Source organism: Flavobacterium aquiphilum (assembly GCF_027111335.1).
Classification (GTDB): Bacteria; Bacteroidota; Bacteroidia; order Flavobacteriales; family Flavobacteriaceae; genus Flavobacterium; species Flavobacterium aquiphilum.
On sequence record NZ_CP114288.1, the window covers coordinates 1778157 to 1797404 of the forward strand.

12 protein-coding genes are annotated in these 19248 nt (G+C 36.0%); 5 read left to right on the forward strand and 7 right to left on the reverse strand.

Annotated elements, in window-relative coordinates; all coding sequences use genetic code 11:
- Nucleotides 1–2 precede the first annotated feature (2 nt).
- The 7 genes from OZP12_RS07555 to OZP12_RS07585 all read right to left on the reverse strand — a co-directional run bounded on the left by OZP12_RS07555 (nt 3) and on the right by OZP12_RS07585 (nt 8726).
- Nucleotides 3–932 carry an ROK family protein gene (locus OZP12_RS07555; RefSeq protein ID WP_281228432.1) on the reverse strand — a complete coding sequence of 310 codons (930 nt, stop codon included), beginning with the start codon at nt 930–932 and terminating at the stop codon, nt 3–5.
- Between the two features lie 43 nt (nt 933–975).
- Nucleotides 976–2274 (reverse strand): glycoside hydrolase 5 family protein, encoded by a 1299-nt coding sequence (locus OZP12_RS07560; protein WP_281228433.1) that lies wholly within the window; start codon nt 2272–2274, stop codon nt 976–978.
- A gap of 237 nt (nt 2275–2511) precedes the next feature.
- On the reverse strand, nt 2512–3741 hold the full coding sequence (locus tag OZP12_RS07565; RefSeq protein WP_281228434.1) for a glycoside hydrolase family 26 protein: 1230 nt from the start codon (nt 3739–3741) through the stop codon (nt 2512–2514).
- A gap of 13 nt (nt 3742–3754) precedes the next feature.
- Nucleotides 3755–4939 (reverse strand): AGE family epimerase/isomerase, encoded by a 1185-nt coding sequence (locus OZP12_RS07570; protein ID WP_281228435.1) that lies wholly within the window; start codon nt 4937–4939, stop codon nt 3755–3757.
- A gap of 2 nt (nt 4940–4941) precedes the next feature.
- Entirely contained in the window at nt 4942–6117 is a 1176-nt protein-coding gene (locus tag OZP12_RS07575; protein WP_281229034.1) for a glycoside hydrolase family 130 protein, read from the reverse strand.
- A gap of 43 nt (nt 6118–6160) precedes the next feature.
- On the reverse strand, nt 6161–7576 hold the full coding sequence (locus OZP12_RS07580; RefSeq protein ID WP_281228436.1) for an MFS transporter: 1416 nt from the start codon (nt 7574–7576) through the stop codon (nt 6161–6163).
- Nucleotides 7542–8726: a glycoside hydrolase family 26 protein gene (locus tag OZP12_RS07585; protein WP_281228437.1), complete on the reverse strand. Its 1185-nt coding sequence runs from the start codon at nt 8724–8726 to the stop codon at nt 7542–7544. Before OZP12_RS07585 ends, OZP12_RS07580 begins: the two co-directional genes overlap by 35 nt.
- Before the next feature lie 277 nt (nt 8727–9003).
- On the opposite strand from OZP12_RS07585, the gene OZP12_RS07590 reads away from it, so the two are divergent.
- From OZP12_RS07590 to galA, 5 genes are all read left to right on the forward strand, one after another.
- Nucleotides 9004–9882 (forward strand): helix-turn-helix domain-containing protein, encoded by an 879-nt coding sequence (locus tag OZP12_RS07590; RefSeq protein ID WP_281228438.1) that lies wholly within the window; start codon nt 9004–9006, stop codon nt 9880–9882.
- 323 nt (nt 9883–10205) lie between these two features.
- On the forward strand, nt 10206–13397 hold the full coding sequence (locus tag OZP12_RS07595) for a SusC/RagA family TonB-linked outer membrane protein (RefSeq protein ID WP_281228439.1): 3192 nt from the start codon (nt 10206–10208) through the stop codon (nt 13395–13397).
- 12 nt (nt 13398–13409) lie between these two features.
- The gene (locus OZP12_RS07600) at nt 13410–15017 is read left to right on the forward strand and encodes a RagB/SusD family nutrient uptake outer membrane protein (protein WP_281228440.1); all 1608 of its coding nucleotides are present in this window, start codon (nt 13410–13412) and stop codon (nt 15015–15017) included.
- A gap of 106 nt (nt 15018–15123) precedes the next feature.
- Entirely contained in the window at nt 15124–16176 is a 1053-nt protein-coding gene (locus tag OZP12_RS07605; RefSeq protein WP_281228441.1) for an IPT/TIG domain-containing protein, read from the forward strand.
- Between the two features lie 189 nt (nt 16177–16365).
- Nucleotides 16366–19242 carry a beta-galactosidase GalA gene (gene galA, locus OZP12_RS07610; RefSeq protein ID WP_281228442.1) on the forward strand — a complete coding sequence of 959 codons (2877 nt, stop codon included), beginning with the start codon at nt 16366–16368 and terminating at the stop codon, nt 19240–19242.
- Nucleotides 19243–19248 lie beyond the last annotated feature (6 nt).

Sequence of the window (19248 nt, forward strand, 5' to 3'; positions counted from 1 at the left end):
CACTAGTTGACGGTAATATCAAAATGGCGTTTTGAATTGTATAGCAAGCTGGCAGCACCCAATAAAGCCGCATTCTCATTGTCAGTCGAAACTTGTATACTAATCTCTAAATCAGCTGCTTTTATTTTTTTATCAAAAGTAGGAAGAAAAAGCGCACTCGAGTCGGCAATTTTACCACCAATAATAAAATGTTCTGCCGAAAAGTTTTTTAACAGAGGAATTACAATTTCGGCTAAATCTTCTCCCATTTTTTCAAATGCTTTGATTGCTGCTCCATCACCAAGAATTGCTCGGTTATAAAGCTCCAATCCGTTTTCTACAGATGTTTCGTTATTGCAATAATAATTGGCGATAAGCCCTCTTAGGGAAACATAATCTTCGGCCATGCTGGTTTTAAACGAGAGATTCCATATTTCACCGTCTTTTGGTACTTGACTTCCAGAACTGATTGAAATTCCTTTGTCTATAAAACAAGAACCTAAACCTGTCCCGAGTGTAACAGCCATTACTTTTTTTGAAAGGTTAGTAGGGTTTTTATGCACTTCTCCTTTTCCAAAACAAACAGCATCATTTTCGAACAACACTTTAAAATCATTTGGAAGTTTTATTTGTTTGCGAATCAAATCTCCAACATCTGCACCATAAAAATGCTCATATTTTGATTGCCCTTTTATCCAGCAAATCCCTTTTTCATAATCAAACGGCCCGGGCATACAGACTGTTATTCCCTCCATGTTTTCGACTCCTGAACTATCCCACGAAGCGCGAATCGTTTTTTCCCAAATATTCAAAACCTGATTTACAGGTAAATTAGAATTAAAAGACTCTTTTCGCATGGTAAATTCAAGAACTTCCATATTGGTAATATCAATGACACCAGTGGTAATGTGAGTCCCTCCAATATCTAATCCTACAGCATATTCCTTCTTCATCTTTAAAATAATTTAGTTATGTATATGTTTTAAATCAATTTTATTAGTTTTTACTCAATTCCAAATTGTACTTCTTAACCAAATCCAAAGTCGATTTATCAGTCGAAAAAACCGAGTTAAGCCCTTGTGGTTCCTGTGATGGATCTGTAGTTAAAGGATCTCCTGGATTCCATTTCCCGTCTTTGGTAACTGCTTTTCCTTCTCCGCCAAATCCCCAAAAGTTAGCGGCTTGTAACACTCCGTTGTTTTTATGGCTTTCGGCAACTCTGTTGAAAATATAATTGTAAAAAATATCCCTGTTAGTCACAGAAACAGTAGCGTCCAAACCTTCGTTTTGTCTTGGTAAACCAAATTCCTCAATGATGATTGGTCTTTTTAAATCATTGGCAACTTTTACGTGCAGGTCAATATATTCTCCAGCATTTTTCAATGTGATCGGCAGTGTTTTCTCGGCATCATCAGCCTTGTACCAATTCCAGTTTTTAGGCCAAATATGCATCGTTAAATAATCAATATTCGGATTGCGATGCGTTCTTTCAAAAATTTCCATACTGTCGTTGGAACTGTTTTTCCCCTCGGAGCCGGTAGAAATCAAGTGATTCTTGTCCAAACTGTCAATCAAGTTCACAATGTTGTTGAGCCAAACCGTGAATTTTTCTTCGTTCTCGGTAGTAAATAAGCGCGGTTCATTGCCCACCTGCCACGCCATAATCGTGTTGTCCTCGGTGTATTTTCTTTTCGTATAGGTGTTTGTTCTGCCCAAAATAAATTTCACATGATTGTTCAGTGCCTCCATACACGGTTCACAGCTATGAAATTTTTCAGTATAGGACATAAATTGCGGCCAAGTATTTGGTGGAATAGCAGGAATCGGAATCGGCCCATGACCATTCCATTCCAAATATTGTGACATTCCGCCGGACCATTCCCAGTTATTCGTCAGGTACAAAACCGCATACATATTGCGTTTACCCATTTCGGCAATCAGGAAATCCAATCCATCCAGTAAATCCTGATCGTATTTTCCCTGTTCGTATTGTAAAGCGGGGCGAACGGTATAATCGTATTTTCCACCGTCACCACCCACCAAAATTCGCAGGTTGTCAATTCCGTTTTTTAGCATTAAATCCAGCTCTCGAAGCAATCTTTTTCGGTCGCCCACTTTCTTTGAAGCAAGCAGACTTCCGTACCAGTAATTGGTTCCAATGTAGGAATAAGGTTTGTCGCCTTTGTAAAATTGAGTTCCTTTTACGGTGATTCTGGCTTGCTGTTTTTGCGCTTGACAAGTGATGTTGGTCAAACAAAAAAGAACCAAAACGATTGTTAATGCCGATTTCTTCATAATTAATTTGATTTATTTCAGGAGCTTTATCCTGCTATCCGTTTCAAGTCCTCATACCGCTGGCAACATTTTTTTTGTACCGGCAAGAGCTTCCTCTGGTCGCTTTGCCACTACATGAAATGTAAGCCATCGGTATTCTGGGCTTTCCACTGTTATCAGGGCTAGAGACTATGCTATTCAATTTATGGTTTAAAAGTTTAAAGGTTTGAGTTCAACGTTCAAAATCTTAATACTCAATTACGGCAAAACATACATGTTCGGCAACGAATTCACCAATGCCGATTTCGATTTGGTTACAAAAGTTTTAAAATCTGCCGCATTCGATGCAGTTGGCGTTGGTACCCAATAGGCATTTTGGGTATTGTTCCAAAATAGTACATAGCTTATTTGGATATTGTTTGCCGTCAGTGCGCTGTACAAATACGTAGAAAACCAATTGTCGATGGGCGGAATCGTTGCGGTAACCTGATAACCCGTTTCGGCCATTGCGGCAATTTTTACTTTTGAAATCGCTAAGTCGGATATCATTTTCAGTTTAGCATTCGCTTTATCTGCTCCAGTTTGTCCTTGATTATTAAAATCTCCATAATTGTCCATTCCCAAAACATCGACATAAGCATCACCAGGATAACGACTTAAATAATTCGTTGATGTCGAATAGGAATTATCAGGAGAGAAAGCATATAAAATATTATGAATTCCCTTCGTGTCCCTTAAATACTCCACAGTAAATTGATAAGCTGCCTTATAATCTTCTGGTGAACAATAATCGGCTCCCCACCAAAACCAGCTTCCGTCAAATTCATGAAAAGGCCTGAAAATAATCGGAATCAATTCTCCTTTTGAACCTTTTAAATTGGATACCACACTGGCGACTTTATCCAGTTTTGTTTTGTACCAGGCATTGTTTACGCCACCTGGTAGAATACTTTTGAATGCGGTCGCCTTTTGTTCCGTCGTCATGTCGGCAGCATAAAAGCTATTGTCATTATATGGTTCTCGGATATGCCACGAAAAAGTATTGATCATCCCTTTGGCGTAAGCTTCTTTTACATCATCGGTAATGATAACTTCTTGTTGGTAAAACCAATTGCTGGCTTGTCCGTTGTTATTTTTATCGGTAATAAACATAAAATCTGAACCAAGAATCGCAGGATCATAGCCCGTCGTTTTCTTGATATCCGATTCTGCTGTAGAACCATTGTTGTAAAACCCGTTAAAAGCGTCTTGCTGGCCAATTGCAAATTTGGTTTTGGCTAATTTCTTTAAGTTGTAGAATAATGCAACGGTTTCGGTGGTGGCATTTTTGTCAACCAGATAGGTTTTTACGTTTTGAGTTGTTAGTCCGTCAGTAACTTCAACTGGAGGAACTACTACTACGGGATCGGGCGCAGGGTCGTCTTTGGAACAACTGCTAAGTGCGATTATAAGACTTGGGATTATGATTTTTAAAAAAGGATTTCTCATACCACAATATCTTTTAGATTCTATGAATTAATTCAATACAGGCTCTGCCATTGTGATAAGGACATTTCCAAAATCCCGCTTTATCTTTTTTCATAGTGGAATAATCGGAGTTGATTCCCCAAAACCATTCGCCATTTTCTTTGTCAATGATGTGTTTTTTCGTGAAATCCCAGTTTTTGAAAACGATGTCCAGATATTCCTGTTTACCGGAAAGTTGCCAGGCGGTAAAATAACCAATCATCAATTCGGCTTGTGGCCACCAATGTTTTTCTGGGATTAATTCGAAAGTTTCAAGGTTGTATTCGTACCATAAACCACCATCAGAATCAAGCCCTTCTCTGGTTACATCTGCAATTTGAATGGCGTGTTTTTTATAATTGACAATTAGTTTAGGATCTTCTGAAATTTCGGCACATTGCAATAAAAGCCAAGCGGCTTCAATGTCGTGGCCGTAGGAAATAACGTCTTTCTTTTCTACCCAATTTTCATCAAAAAATAAATTTAAATGACCGGTTTCAGTATTGATAAAATACTTTTCGATGGTTTCTAATAGTTCAACTATGACTTTTCGCAGCGATTCATCTTTCCAAACAGTATATAAACTGGCATATCCTTCTACGATATGCAAATGGGTATTCATCGTTTTCTTTTCGTTGGCATCTTTTTCGCTTAAGCGCAAGTCGGCAATGGGTTGCCATTCGCGGGTAAAAGCCTCCAGATAGCCGCCGTTTTTGGTATCATAACTGTGTTCCTGAATTTTTTGATAGAGAGCAATTGCCATTTTCAATGCTTCTTCATCTTTGGAAACCGAATAATATTCGCTCAATCCATAAATAGCAAAAGCCAGAGCGTAAATTTGGTTTTTAGTGTCTTTTGGGGTTCCGTCGTAATGAACACTCCAAAAAACACCACCAAATTCACTGTCGTAAAAGTGCTCCGAAAAGTATTCAAAAGCACGTTTTGCGGTGTCTAAATGTTCTTTGTTTTTTGATATTTTATATGCAGCAGAAAAGGTCCATAGTAATCTTGCATTTAATACAGACCCTTTTTCTGCTTCATAATTTGTTATGTTGTTGTAATCTATTTGTCCAATGTAACCTCCGTTTTTTGTATCAATAGTTTTTTCTATCCAATAGGAAAGGATGCTTTGAAGCTCAAGCTCTAATTCTGTTTTTAGATTTTTTAAATCGGTTTGCACAATTAAAAAATTTCTTTGTTTTTATTTATTTGTTTGATAATTGTGTTGACAGAACCTGCAGAAGTCAAGGTGTCTTCAGGAGTATTGATGACATAATCCACAAGTTTGTCCACGCTGGAAACCGCTACATGCATGCGGGTGTCAGACGAAGCGTAATAGATATAAACGGTTCCATCTTCATCTTCAATCCATCCGTTTGAAAATAAAACATTGGATACGTCACCAACTCTTTCAATACCTTCAGGAGCCATAAAATGTCCAGCAGGAGCGTGTGTTACTTTGGAAATATCATTCAAATCGGTCATGAACATATAAAGGGTATAACGTAAACCAGCCGCGGTATTACGAACTCCGTGAGCCAAATGTAACCAGCCTTTTTCAGTTTTAATAGGAGCTGGGCCAAGACCGTTTTTTAGTTCATAAACAGTATGGTATTGTTTTCCATAAATGATTTCTTCGTCTTTTACGATTGGATTTTTCATGTCATCAACATATCCAAGTCCTATTCCGCCGCCATTTCCTACGTCAATAAATCCGTCCTGCGGGCGGGTGTATAAAGCGTATTTTCCGTTTACAAATTCAGGATGCAAGACTACATTGCGCTGTTGTCCCGTGTTCGAAATCAAATCAGGTAATCTTTCCCAGTTGATTAAGTCTTTGGTACGCACAATTCCAGCATTGGCAACAGCTGTGCTCGTATCGCCTTTTGGCGCTGACGGGTCTTTTCTTTCGGTACAAAAAATACCGTAAATCCATCCGTCTTCATGGTTTATAAGACGCATGTCATACACATTGGTATCAGGTTCTTCCGTTTGCGGAATCACGCATGGTTTGTCCCAAAATTTGAAATTATCGATCCCATTTGGACTCTCGGCTACAGCAAAGAAAGATTTTCTGTCGGCACCTTCTACACGGGCAGCAAGAATGTATTTGTCTTTCCATTTCATAGCACCTGCATTGAAAGTCGCATTGATGGCAATTCTTTCCAAAAACAAAGGATTTGTATCAGGATTAAAGTCAAATCTCCATTCCAAAGGAGCGTGCGAAGCCGTTAAAACAGGGTATTTATAACGTGTGTATATTCCGTTTCCAATTTCGTTCAGAGGTTCGTTTTTACGTTCGATTAAGGCAATAAACTGTCCCTTAAGCTCGATTTTTTTTTGATTAAAATCGGCCATTACTTCATTTGTGTTCATAACTAAAAAGTTCTATGTCAAATAATTATTTATTTAAATTTCGCTTGAGGTTAAGTTCATCCTCAATGGTTTGCATTTTTTCTTCTGAAAGGGGATAGAAGAGTATGAAAAGTACCGACAATGCAGCGGCGATTGCCGGAAGAAAGCTTAGCATTAGTAATATTCCGTTTTGTGCAATGGCAGTTTGTGCAACATTGGCCTGGAAACCAAAGTATCCCAAAAGCCATCCTGTCGCGGCACCTCCGATAGTCCATCCAAATTTTTGGGACATCGAAGAAGCCGAAAATATAAGTCCAGTGGCTCTTCTTCCTTGTTTCCATTCGGAGTAATCGGCGCTATCAGCATACATAGACCAGATTAAAGGGAAAATACATCCTGCACAAATACTGATTAGTACTTGAAAAAATAGGATAAGAGCAATATTTTCTTTGCCTAAATAATAAAAAAAGAAACTTAAAATTGTGGCAAGTGTCATGGCACCAAAAAAAGTTTTCTTTTTGCCTATCCGATTGGCAATAGGAGTGGCTGCAATTACACCGATGATGTTGGCGGCCTGTCCCAAGACAAGATAAAGTGTGGTTGGAGTCATCGTGAAATTTTCGCCCAAAATATTGAAGCTGTAGTTTACTGTACTGCTTACGTAATATTTAAAATAATATACGGCAGCTCCGTCACGGATAGAGTTGAAAATCAAAGCACCTATTCCTGCGCCCAATAGAATCCACCAAGGACCATTTTTAATCAAATCTTTTAAATCTTCTTTTAAATTTGGTTTTTCGTCATTAATCGGTTGTACTCTTTCTTTGGTTAGGAAAAAACAAGACCAAAAGAACATAGTAGTGATGGTTCCAAAAGTAATTATCGTGTATAACCAACCTGTTTTGGAATTTAAATTTCCGCCAAAATGATTTACCAAAGGTTCAATTAACCAAAGTGCCAACAAACTTCCGCCAAAGGCAAAAACCATGCGGTAGGAGGAAAGTGTGGTACGCTCTTTTCGGTCGCTTGACATAACTCCCAACAATGATGCATAAGGGACATTTATTATCGAATACACCATCATCATTAGAGAATAGGTAACGTATGCGTATATTATTTTTCCTTTTTCGTCAAAATCGGGTGTGTAAAATGTAAGTACACCAATTATTGCAAATGGAATTGCAGTCCACAGCAAATAAGGCCTGAATTTTCCCCAACGACTTTTGGTGCGGTCCGCAAGAATCCCTACCAAGGGGTCAAAGCAAGAATCCCAAATACGGGTAATCAGGAACATGGTTCCAACCACGGCCGGTGCGATCCCAAAAACATCTGTGTAGAAAAACATAAGGTACATGCTGAAAATTTTCCAAAACATTGAGGAAGCAGCATCTCCTAGTCCGTAACCAATTTTTTCTTTTAAACTAATTTTAATATCCATTCCTTTCTTTGGGTTTGTCGTCATGGTTTTGTTTTTTATATAGATTTATTTTTGCGGCGTCTTTTTCAAAAAGGGTATTGTCAAGATTGTAAAATTCGATAAAATCTTTTTCACTTGTTTGTCCTTTGAATGGTGCATAGTAGTGCATTTTTTTCTCTTTTTCTTGCCAGCCATGGTTTCTCCAAACCAGTACATAAGAAATTTTATAGTTGCCTATGGCCTTCATCAAAGTATCTGTCCACCATTTGTCATACGGAATAGCTTCGTAACCCGTCTCCGCAAATGCCATTATTTTATTGTGTTCTTTGGTAATATTATCCATTATCCCAAATTGTTTTTGGCAACTTTCTACGAACGAATTGTCTTTTAAAGGATCGTTATAATTGTATTTGTCAAAACTTAAAATATCAACATATTCATCGCCTGGGTAATATTCCAGGAAATCTTCTTTTGAATTGAAATCGGCAGTATTGTACACATAAATCAAATTATGAACTCCTTTTTTTTGAAAATATTCGGTTGTGAATTTCCAAAGCGCTTTAAATTCTTCGGGACTTCCGTTGTTTTTGCACCACCAAAACCAAGTTCCTGTCAGTTCATGAAATGGACGATACAATATTGGAATTAAATTCCCTTTTTTGTCCTTCAAAGTTAATAGGTATTTTGCAGCTTCATCAAGCCAAGTTGTATATTTTTCGTGGCTTACACCTCCTGGCAAAGCAGATGCCAATGATTTTGGAGTGGTATCCCAGGCATTTCCTCCCGTTAACGGGTTGTTGAAATGCCAACTGATAGTGATAATTCCGCCTCTTTTATATGCATCAACGATGTATTGTCTCATTTTGTCAAAAGGCACACCGTCAATATTCTTGTCCGATTTGGTTTCAAGTCCACCTAAATCCCATCCATATACTGCTGGATAATCTCCAACTACATCTTTTACATCGCTTCTTCCTTGTTCATATTTCCAATTTACACCGTAGGCAAGATCATCCTGATGACCAAATAGTATACCTTTTTGAGTTGTTTTTTTAAAATTTTGGTACAACTGAACTGTGTTGTTGGTAGATTTTTTATCTGATAATGATAATTTAGTATCACTAAATTGTGAATAAGAGGTGAAAAACATGCTAAAGCTTAGAAAAAGAGTGAGTATGTAGTTAGTTTTTGTCATATTTATACTAATGCTTTTTTGATAGTTTTTAGTTAAAATTAAAATTGATTCCAGTTTAATGTAAAAGGGTTGAGTTTTAAAATTGTTGTTTTGTGTTTTTTATTAATTTTTTATCAAAAAGTCAATAAAGTAATGCTTTTAAAATAGAATATATTTTTTAATCGTCTTTTTAGTTAAAAAGCATAAATTCATTTTTCAAAGATATGCTAATAAGATCTTCTGTATTAATATTATTTTATCAATTTTATATCTTATTATTGCAAATAAAAAATGAATTATGAGCGCTTTTAAAAAATTTCACAGGGAAATTGTTCCTCTTGCGGCACAGGATAGTTTTTTGGTTTTTGATAGAGTCAAAGATGTGTTTGATTATCCGATTCATTATCATCCGGAATATGAGATCAATTTTATATTGAATGGAAAAGGAGTGAAACGAGTGGTAGGGGATAATATAGAAGAGATTGACGATGTTGAGTTGGTTTTGGTTGGGCCTAATTTGTATCATGGGTGGGAACAACATAAATGTAAAAACAAGGATATTCAGGAAATAACCATTCAATTTCATAATGATCTTTTTCATGAAAATTTGTTGTCTAGACGAATTATGACTCCCATAAAAGAGATGTTCAACCGTTCTGTGCATGGTATTTTATTTTCAAATCAAGTGGCAGAAATGCTCACCCCGCGACTAATAAAGATATCTAAGTTGGATGGTATGGATTATTTTTTGGAAATCATATCGATACTTTATGATCTTGCCAACTCCCGTAATCAAAGGCTTTTGTCAACGTTTACGGTAGAAAATGACACTTTTGAAGAGAATGATAAAATGAAAACAATCTACGATTATATTCAAAAGAATTTTGCTGAAAAATTATCATTGGAAGAAGTTGCAGGTGTTGCTAATATGACAACGATTTCCTTTAATAGGTTTATTAAAAAACGTACCGGAAAAACATTTGTCAATTATATTAATGATATCCGAATTGGCTATGCTGCAAGGTGGTTGGTGGAGAAAGACCTTAGTATTTCTGAGGTTGCCTTTAGGTCAGGTTTCAATAATATTGCTAATTTTAATCGAAGTTTTAAGTCATTTAAGAAATGTACCCCTAGTCAATACCGTGATGATTTCTCAGGTTTGAAAAGAATTTTATAAAACAGCTTGAGTTTTAATTAAAATGCCTCTTGAAAATTATTTTTAAGGGGTATTTTTTTTGTTTTAATAATTGCATATATACCATATATTATGGTTATAAAGTATTGATAATTTAAAAAAATAGGTATATAATTTTGTTATGTATAATTTAATTTTTCATTTTGAAAATATATTATCATTAAATGATATAATAATATTAATATAATGTTGACTACTGCTCTAAATTTGTCAATTATAAATCTTAAATATTTATTAATGCCAAAATGGTCTCATGTAATATTTTTTTTATGAGATTGTTAAACTTAACTAACAAACTAATTATTATGAAAAAACCATTGTCTAATTTATTTCATTGGGATGCTAAACATTGGGCTGTTCCATTGATTTTATTTTTATTGTTATCATGCAATTTAATTACTGCACAAACCAAGGTGCAAGGAGTTGTGAAAGATGATAAGGGGGTTACAATTCCAGGTGCGAATATTACGGTTGTGGGTTCAGGAAAATCTGTTTCAACCGATTTTGATGGAAAATTTGTAGTTAATGCACCTTCAGATGCTACTTTGTCATTCTCTTTCGTGGGATTCGTTACACAAAAAATTGCTGTTAATGGAAGATCAACCATAAATGTAATTTTAAAATCTAGTGCTGAAGATTTAAAAGACGTTGTGGTTATTGGTTATGGGACTATGAAAAGAAAAGACGTAAACAGTGCTATTTCCAGTATTAGTTCAAAAGATATGGAAAATTTGAAGGCCTCATCATTTGACCAAATGATGCAGGGAAAGGCTGCTGGTGTTGTTGTAAGTAATAATTCCGGTGAACCGGGAAGTAATGTTTCAGTAAAAATTAGGGGAGCTTCTTCTTTGACAGGAACGAATGAGCCTTTGTATGTAATAGATGGAGTGCCAATTTCTGGAGATGCAAGAAATTCGTCTACATCAGGGAGAAATGCATCTGGAAATTCTAATTTTTCCAATGCCGGTAATATTACGGTAAGTCCTTTGGCAATGTTAAATCCTAGTGATATAGAATCGATTGATATACTTAAGGATGCTTCTGCTACCGCTATTTATGGTTCAAGAGGAGCTAATGGAGTTATTATCGTAACAACAAAATCCGGTAAAAAAGGAACAGGTAAATTAACCTATGAAAATAGTTATTCTATCAGCAATTTGCCTAAACAATTACCTTCGATGAATTTGCAACAATATGCAACACATCAAAATGCTTTGTCAAAAGTATATGGTATTCCTCTTCGACCAGAATTTGCCCATCCAGAATATTTAGGGACTGGGACTGACTGGCAGAAAGAAATTTATCAAACGGGGATTATGAAATCGAATCAGTTATCTTTTTCAGGAGGAAAAGAGGGGGTAAGTTATTATATATCCGGAGGTATGTTAGATCAAGAAGGTATTGTAATTGAATCGGGTTTCAAAAGATATAATTTTAGATCTAATATTGATGCCAAACTGAATAGTTTCATAAAAGTTGGTGCCAATGTGAGTGGTGCTATTACAGATGAAAAATTAACTTTGAACGGTCAATTTAATGGAGTGGTTGCTACTTCATTATCATCTACTCCAGATGTAGCTGTTAGAGAATTGTCAGGAGCTTTTGCAGGACCACCGACAGGAGGAGCAACTTCATTCGTTAATCCTGTGGCGACTTCTTTATTAGGGTCTAATACCTTGGTTAGAAAAAATTATTCTGGGAATTTTTATACTCAAATCGATCTGTTCAAAGGATTGGATTATCGTTTTGAAGCGGGTGGATATATTTATGACAATTTAGGGCAACAATACGATCCAATGTATTCTTTAGGGAATGCTGTAAAAAGCTATGCGAATTTGTATTATAATCCATCTTCAGGTAACTCATGGAACTTAAAAAACATGCTTACTTACAGAAATACTATCGGTAAACATAATTTCACAGTTTTGGCAGTACAGGAGTCGAACAAATCACATTGGGAAGGGTATTCAATTAACGCAACTGGTTTTAAAGACAATAGCCATCATGAATTAGCTTATTCTGATTTGTCTAAAGCAATAGTAAATAGTCCATACGAAGGAGACCAGGCATTGTCTTCTTATTTAGGAAGGGTTGTTTATGATTATGGTGACAAATACGGAATCACTGGAGCAGTTAGAACAGATGGATCTTCAAAGTTTGATATTGGTAAAAAATGGGGTGTTTTTGGGTCATTTGGAGCTTCTTGGAAACTTTCTAATGAAACCTTCATGGAAAGTACTAAAAAGTATGTTGATAATATTAAAATTAGATTTGGTTGGGGACAAACAGGTAACAATCAAATTCCTAATAATTTATATGATTCTAACCTGCATTTGGTTAACAGTTCAATGGGGAATTCTTATTTGCCATCAAACACCAATAATGCAAATTTAAAATGGGAAACTCAGGTACAGACAAATTTAGGTTTAGATTTTACAATGTTTAATTCTAAATTAACCGCTTCTGTAGATGTTTATAGAAAGGATAATGATAACTTCTTGTATCAAGTTCCTTTGCCAAACTTCCTTTCTGGTGGTGGAGATTATGAAGGTGGTGTAAATCCTCCATACTTTAATCTTGGAAGTATGCGAAATAAAGGAATTGAGTTTACATTAGGCTATTCTCATAACTTTTCTGAAAAATTTTCATGGAATACCAGTTTTAATTTCTCCAAAAATATAAACGAGGTAACTGATATGAAAGGATTGAATATTGTTAAAACTACCAATACCTTGGCTTACAATACTGTAACTGTTTCGAGAACAATGGAAGGTTTGCCAATCGGGTCATTTATAGGTTATGAGGCAGTAGGTATTTATAGAACAGATGCTGATTTATTGACTTATGGGCATGATAACGGAAGTTCCAAAGTGCCTTTGAAAGACGGGACTAATTCATTATTACCAAGTTTTCAAAAAGGTGATGTGATTTATAAGGACCAAAACAACGATGGTATTATTGATATTAAAGATTTAGTTCCAATTGGAAATCCAAATCCAGATTTTAATTATGGTTTTACCAATAATTTCAAATACAAAAATGTTGATTTGTCTATTTTCCTTCAGGGAACTTATGGAAATGAAATAATGAATTTAACTCGTGCCACAGGCACAATGAACAGTGGTGTAGGAACAAATTATTTAACTGAAGCGGCAGATTTTTATTCAGCTGACAATTTAAATGCAGCTTTACCAAGACCATCAACTTATGATCATATCAATAATGCGGTATCATCTCGCTTTATTGAGGATGGTTCTTATTTAAGAATTCAAAATGTAACTCTAGGATATTCATTGCCGGCTGATCTTATTAAACAAATAAAATTATCAAGATTGAGATTTTATGCTACCGGACAAAACTTGTATACGTTTACCAAATATAAAGGTTATGATCCTGAAGTGGGCTCCTACAACCAAGATGCACTATTATCAGGCATTGATAACGGACGTTATCCAACGCCTAGACAGATAACTTTTGGTTTAAATGTTGAATTTTAATACGTAATTAATATGAAAAATATAATAAAAAGAAGCAGTGTTGTTGCAGCGACATTGATGTTGTTGGTTTCATCTTCTTGTTCTCAAGACTTTATAGATGTGCCGGCACAGGGAACACCTACTTTAACTAACTATTATGATTCGGATGTTAAGTTGGATAATGCTGCTAATGGATTGTATGGTTTGGTTTGGTTTAATATGAATAAAGCCGGATATTATGGTATTACTGATGTTATCTCTGGTAATATGTATGCCGGTCCTTATAATGATTTTGGTAAATTCACTGATTTGAGCTTTACCAATACAGCATCCTACATTTCTGATTCATGGAGATCATGTTATGGAGCCATTGCAAATTGTAATGCTTATATTAATGGTTTGCCAACAGGAGTTGGTCCTGAAGTAAGCAAAGAAGCATTAAATAACGCATTAGGAGAAGCACATTTTATCAGAGCCTTTTCTTATTTTTTCTTGGTAAGATTATGGGGTAATGTGCCTATTGTTGAAAACACTGCTGATTATGCTGCGAATTTTGTAGTTCCTAGTAATCCAGTTGCAGATGTGTATAAATTTATAGAAAATGATTTGAAATTTGCAGCTGCTAATTTAAGAACTAAAGTTAGAGGTTCTAATTACGCTGCTAATGCGCATGTTTCAAGCGGGTCTGCTAAGGCTTTTTTAGCAAAAGTATATTTATATGAGAAAAAATATGACCTTGCCAGAGCTATGGCCTTAGAAGTAATTAATAGTGGTGAGTTTAAATTATTGGGGGGTGATGAATTACCTACAAAATCCTTTGCTGATTTATTTTTGCAAATGAACAATAATAACGAAGAGTCAATCTTTGCATGGCAATGGACAGGAGCAGGAACTTATTTTGACGGTAACTTCTCTAATACAACATTTGCTCCGGAAAATAGGTTGGTTGAAACTACATATTCTGCTCAGGTGGCACCATCTCAGGATTTAATCAAAAACGTTTTTGAGGATGGAGATCTTAGAAGAAAAGAGACTTTTATGCTTCCCGGCGATTATTATCCAAATTTAACTTATGCTGCAACCCTAGCTGTAGATTCTCCTTATTTATTAGGATACACATTTAATTTAACTGATGTTCCAAATGGAGTTCAAAATTCAGGGGCAGGATTAAAAAAATATGTAATCGGAAAAGAAAATTTACCTGTTACCGGAAAGTTCAACAAACCTTTTAATGGGGAAAGTAGCATGAACACTTACCAGATGCGTTATGCAGAGCTGTTGTTGATTTATGCAGAAGCAGTTATAGGCTCGCAAACAGGTAGTACTTCTGATGCTTTGGCTCTTAAAGCGTACAATGCAGTTCGTAAAAGAGCCGGTTTGCCTACCAAGGCGACAATCACTTTTGATGATGTGTTTAGAGAAAGACGTGCTGAATTAGCTTGTGAAGGAGATTATTATTTTGATCTAGGACGTTTGCCTTTTGCTAAAGCTAAAGCAATATTGGAAGCACAAAATAGAGGTGATAAAGACACTCCTAAACATATAACGATTACTGCTACGAGTCTTTTATTGCCTTATCCGGCTGATGATTTGATTAAAAATCCAAAATTGACTGAAGTAGTTCCGTATACTTTTAAATAATTTCAAAATTAAAAATATGGAATAAGCATGATTTTGGATTGGTTGTAAACACCAATAATGTTATGTGAATTACATATGACCAATAAAAAATAATAAACATCAACATATGAAAAATATAAAAATTGTTACGTTAACAGCATGTATAGCATTGATGTTATCTTTAATGCTTTTTAGTTCATGCTCCGATGATACTAATTCGTCCGATAGTGCCGGTCCACCGGTTATAGAATCGGTAATGCCATCAGGTTATGATAAGGCCGGTAACGTTTTACCATTAACTCCTGTTACTAAAGGAGACCCAAAAAGTTATTACATTATCCATGGGAAAGGGTTACTTACAACTCAGAAAGTTTACTTCAATGATTATGATACGTATTTTCGTCCGACTTTCGTAACAGATACTGATATCATTATTTTAATTGATGAAAATACTCCTTATGCAAATGCTTCTAATAAATTAAAAATAGTAACGAATTATGGTACTGTTCTTTATGATTTTGTGATAGCACCGCCGCCGCCAACTGTCAATTGGTTCAATCCTATAAATGCAGTAGCAGGTGATGTGGTTACAATCGATGGAAAGTATTTTTTAAATCCTGTCGTAAAAGTTGGGACACAACAAGCTACTATCGTTTCTTCTACATTGACAGAGATTAAATTTAAAATGCCAGCTAATTCTGCTAATCAATTGGTATCAGTTTCAAATATTACCGGTACTGCAACTTCTAGTATGGCGGTTGGTGCAGCATTGTATGATGATGAGATCCAAGGTGATGCTGGTCATTGGACTTGGGACGGCAGCCCTTTTACGACAGATTATGCTACAGATAAAGCTCAAGGCAGCTCGGCAATAAAATTAGTATTTGGTGGATGGAGTGGTGCCGATATGAAGTTTAATTCAAGAGATGTTTCAAAATATAAAGCATTTACAGTTAAAATTAAATGTACTTCTACAAAACCTGAAGCAAAGCTAACTTTTGTTTTTGGAGGGTGGGCTTATCAAATACAGAAATCAATTACTTCAAATTGGACTACTATTGAAATTCCATTTTCGGCTATAGGAAATCCTACTACTTTTGATCAATTGACATTCCAAGAGTCTGGTAATTTTGGAGGTAATACCATATTAATGGATGAGATGGGATTTGTATTAAAATAAAATTGGTGTTTTGAGTTAGTTTAAAATATTCCCTAGTTGAAAAATTAGGGAATATTTTTTTAAAATGTTGGCAGTTTTCCTTTTTTGAGCTTTTTTAAGGGTATTTTGAAAAAAAAGTATCATAATATTTAGTTTCGATTGATTATCCTTGTATGTAAAACCTTTGATAGGTTTGTTAAATCTCATTGAATGAAAAATTTAAATAAAATACTATTACCACTGTTTTTATTCCTTGGTTTTTGTCTTTCCGTTTTCTCGCAAACATCTTCAAATATCAAAAATAGGGAGCATATTTCGTTGGACAAAGACTGGAAATTTGCTTTTGGCCATCCATCAGATACCAAGAAAGATTTTAATACCGGGACAGCTTATTTTTCCTATTTAGCGAAAACAGGTTTTGGCGATGGCGCTGCCAATGCTTCTTTTGATGATCGTTCCTGGCGCAAATTAGATCTTCCTCATGATTGGGCAGTAGAGCAGGGTTTTAGTCCTGAAGCCAGTTTTAGCCACGGATTCAAAGCAATTGGCCGAAATTTTCCTGACAAAAGCATCGGCTGGTACCGTAAAAAAATAATTATTCCCGAAAGTGATCTAGGAAGAAGAATTCATATCGCATTCGATGGCGTTTTCCGTAATTCCATTGTTTGGGTAAACGGTCATTATTTAGGAAACCAAGACAGCGGCTATTTGGGTTTCGAATATGATATCACCGATTACATTAATTATGGAGGCGAAAATACAATCGCCGTTCGGGCAGATGCAACCATGGAAGAAGGCTGGTTTTATGAAGGAGCCGGGATTTATCGCCATGTCTGGCTTAATAAAACTAACGAACTTCATGTTCCGGACAACGGCACTTTTGTGAAAACAAAAACAAGCGGAAATACAACTACAATTAATGCTTTGGCCACACTTACAAATGAAGGGAAAACTGCAAAATCATTTGGAATAAAACAGACTGTTTTGGACGTGGCGGGAAAAAGTATTGTTGAAAAAGCAATAAATTCCTGTACTTTAAATCCAAGGGAGACTAAAGATTTTTTGGCAGATTTAACAGTTGAGAATGCTGTGCTTTGGTCGCTTGAAAATCCTTATTTGTATAAAATGGTGACTTCAGTTTACGAAGAGAATAAACTGGTAGATACTTTTCAAACTTCTTTTGGAATCCGGACTGTCCGTTTTGATGCCAATGAGGGCTTTTTTCTTAACGGAAAACATGTCAAAATAAAAGGAACAAACAATCATCAGGATCACGCAGGAGTAGGTACGGCCATGCCGGATGCATTGCAGGATTTCAGAATCAAAACCTTAAAATCCTTCGGAAGTAATGCTTATCGTTGTTCTCATAACCCACCAACACCCGAATTGCTGGAAGCTTGCGATCGTTTGGGAATGCTGGTTATTGACGAAAACCGTTTAATGGGAAGTACCCGAACCCATTTATGCGACATAAAAAAAATGATTGAGCGCGACAGGAACCATCCTTCAATCATTAGTTGGAGCATCGGAAACGAAGAATGGGGAATTGAAAATGATATTGTGGGAGCCCGCATTGCGAGTGCCATGCAGTCCTATGTGAAATCTATCGATGACACCAGGCCTTCAACGGCCGCTTTTAGCGGAGGTATTGGCAGTAACGGAATAACAACCGTTATGGATCTGCTGGGAATCAATTATATCGTGAATAAAAACACCGATGAGCAGCATAAATTATTTCCTAAACAATCTATTTGGGGAACTGAGGAAGGAAGTACCAATACTACTCGCGGCGAGTATTATCGTGACAATCAAAAACACATTATGCCTGCTTATGACAAAGCGCCTAGTTCAAGTTTTATTAGTATAGAACAAGGCTGGAAACATTATAATTCCCGTCCGTATCTGTCAGGGATGTTTGTTTGGACAGGATTTGATTATCGCGGTGAGCCTACACCTTTTGAATATCCTTCAACAGGTTCTTATTTCGGGATGGTAGATCAATGCGGATTTTATAAAGATACCGCTTGGTACCTGAAAGCGTGGTGGCAAGATGAACCGGTTTTACATCTTTTGCCGCATTGGAATTGGGCAGGAAAGGAGAATCAAAACATCGAAGTTTGGGCTTACAGCAATTGTGACGAAGTAGAACTTTTTTTAAACAAGAAAAGTTTAGGCAAAAAAGTAATGGAAAAAGACGGGCATCTCGAATGGAACGTCAATTACACACCCGGAACGCTTGAGGCCATAGGCTACAAAAACGGAAAGAAAATCATAACCGAAGTTGTAAAAACTACAGGTGTAGCCAACACTCTAAATTTGGCTTCCAATAAAAATAATATTCAGGCGTCCAAAAATGACATAGCAATGATTACGGTAAGTGCCAAGGACAAATCAGGTCTTTCAGTGCCAATTGCTGATAACGAAGTTACTTTTTCAATCACAGGTCCGGGGAAAATTATCGGTGTTGGCAACGGGAATCCAACCTCATTGGAACTGGATCAATATTTGGAAACCATCACTGTTTTGAATCTTGAAAATCTGAAAGAAAAAATAGTGGACGATTTCAATGTTTCAGAAGGAATTAATGAAAACGTTATTGCCGAATCTTGGCAAAAAGCCTTCACGGACGACAGAGACACTGTTTTTGGCAAAAAAGTAAAAGCAGTTGTTTACAGAACCGAGTTTGAACTGCCTGTAAATTATAACGATACAGCAATCAGTTTGTTTTACAACAGCCTAGGGAAAAAGCAATCCATTTTTATCAACGGTCATAAAATCTGCAATGAAATTCCTGAAAACAAAAAGGGCGACACCTTTCTTTTGGACAAAAAAATACTGCATTCGGGCAAAAATTCCATCGCAATTATTGCTCAGCCTTTATTGAAAAAATACAAATGGGATGTGGTGAACCAAAATCCGGGAACGATTCAAATTATTGCCAAAGCCGAAAATTATAAGCGAAAATTATTTAACGGTTTGGCTCAGGTTATCGTTCAAACCACTGGAGAAGCAGGAGAAATTACCCTGACTGCAACTAGTAACGGACTCAAAAAAGCCGAAATAAAAATAAATGCAGTAAAAGATTAGATAACA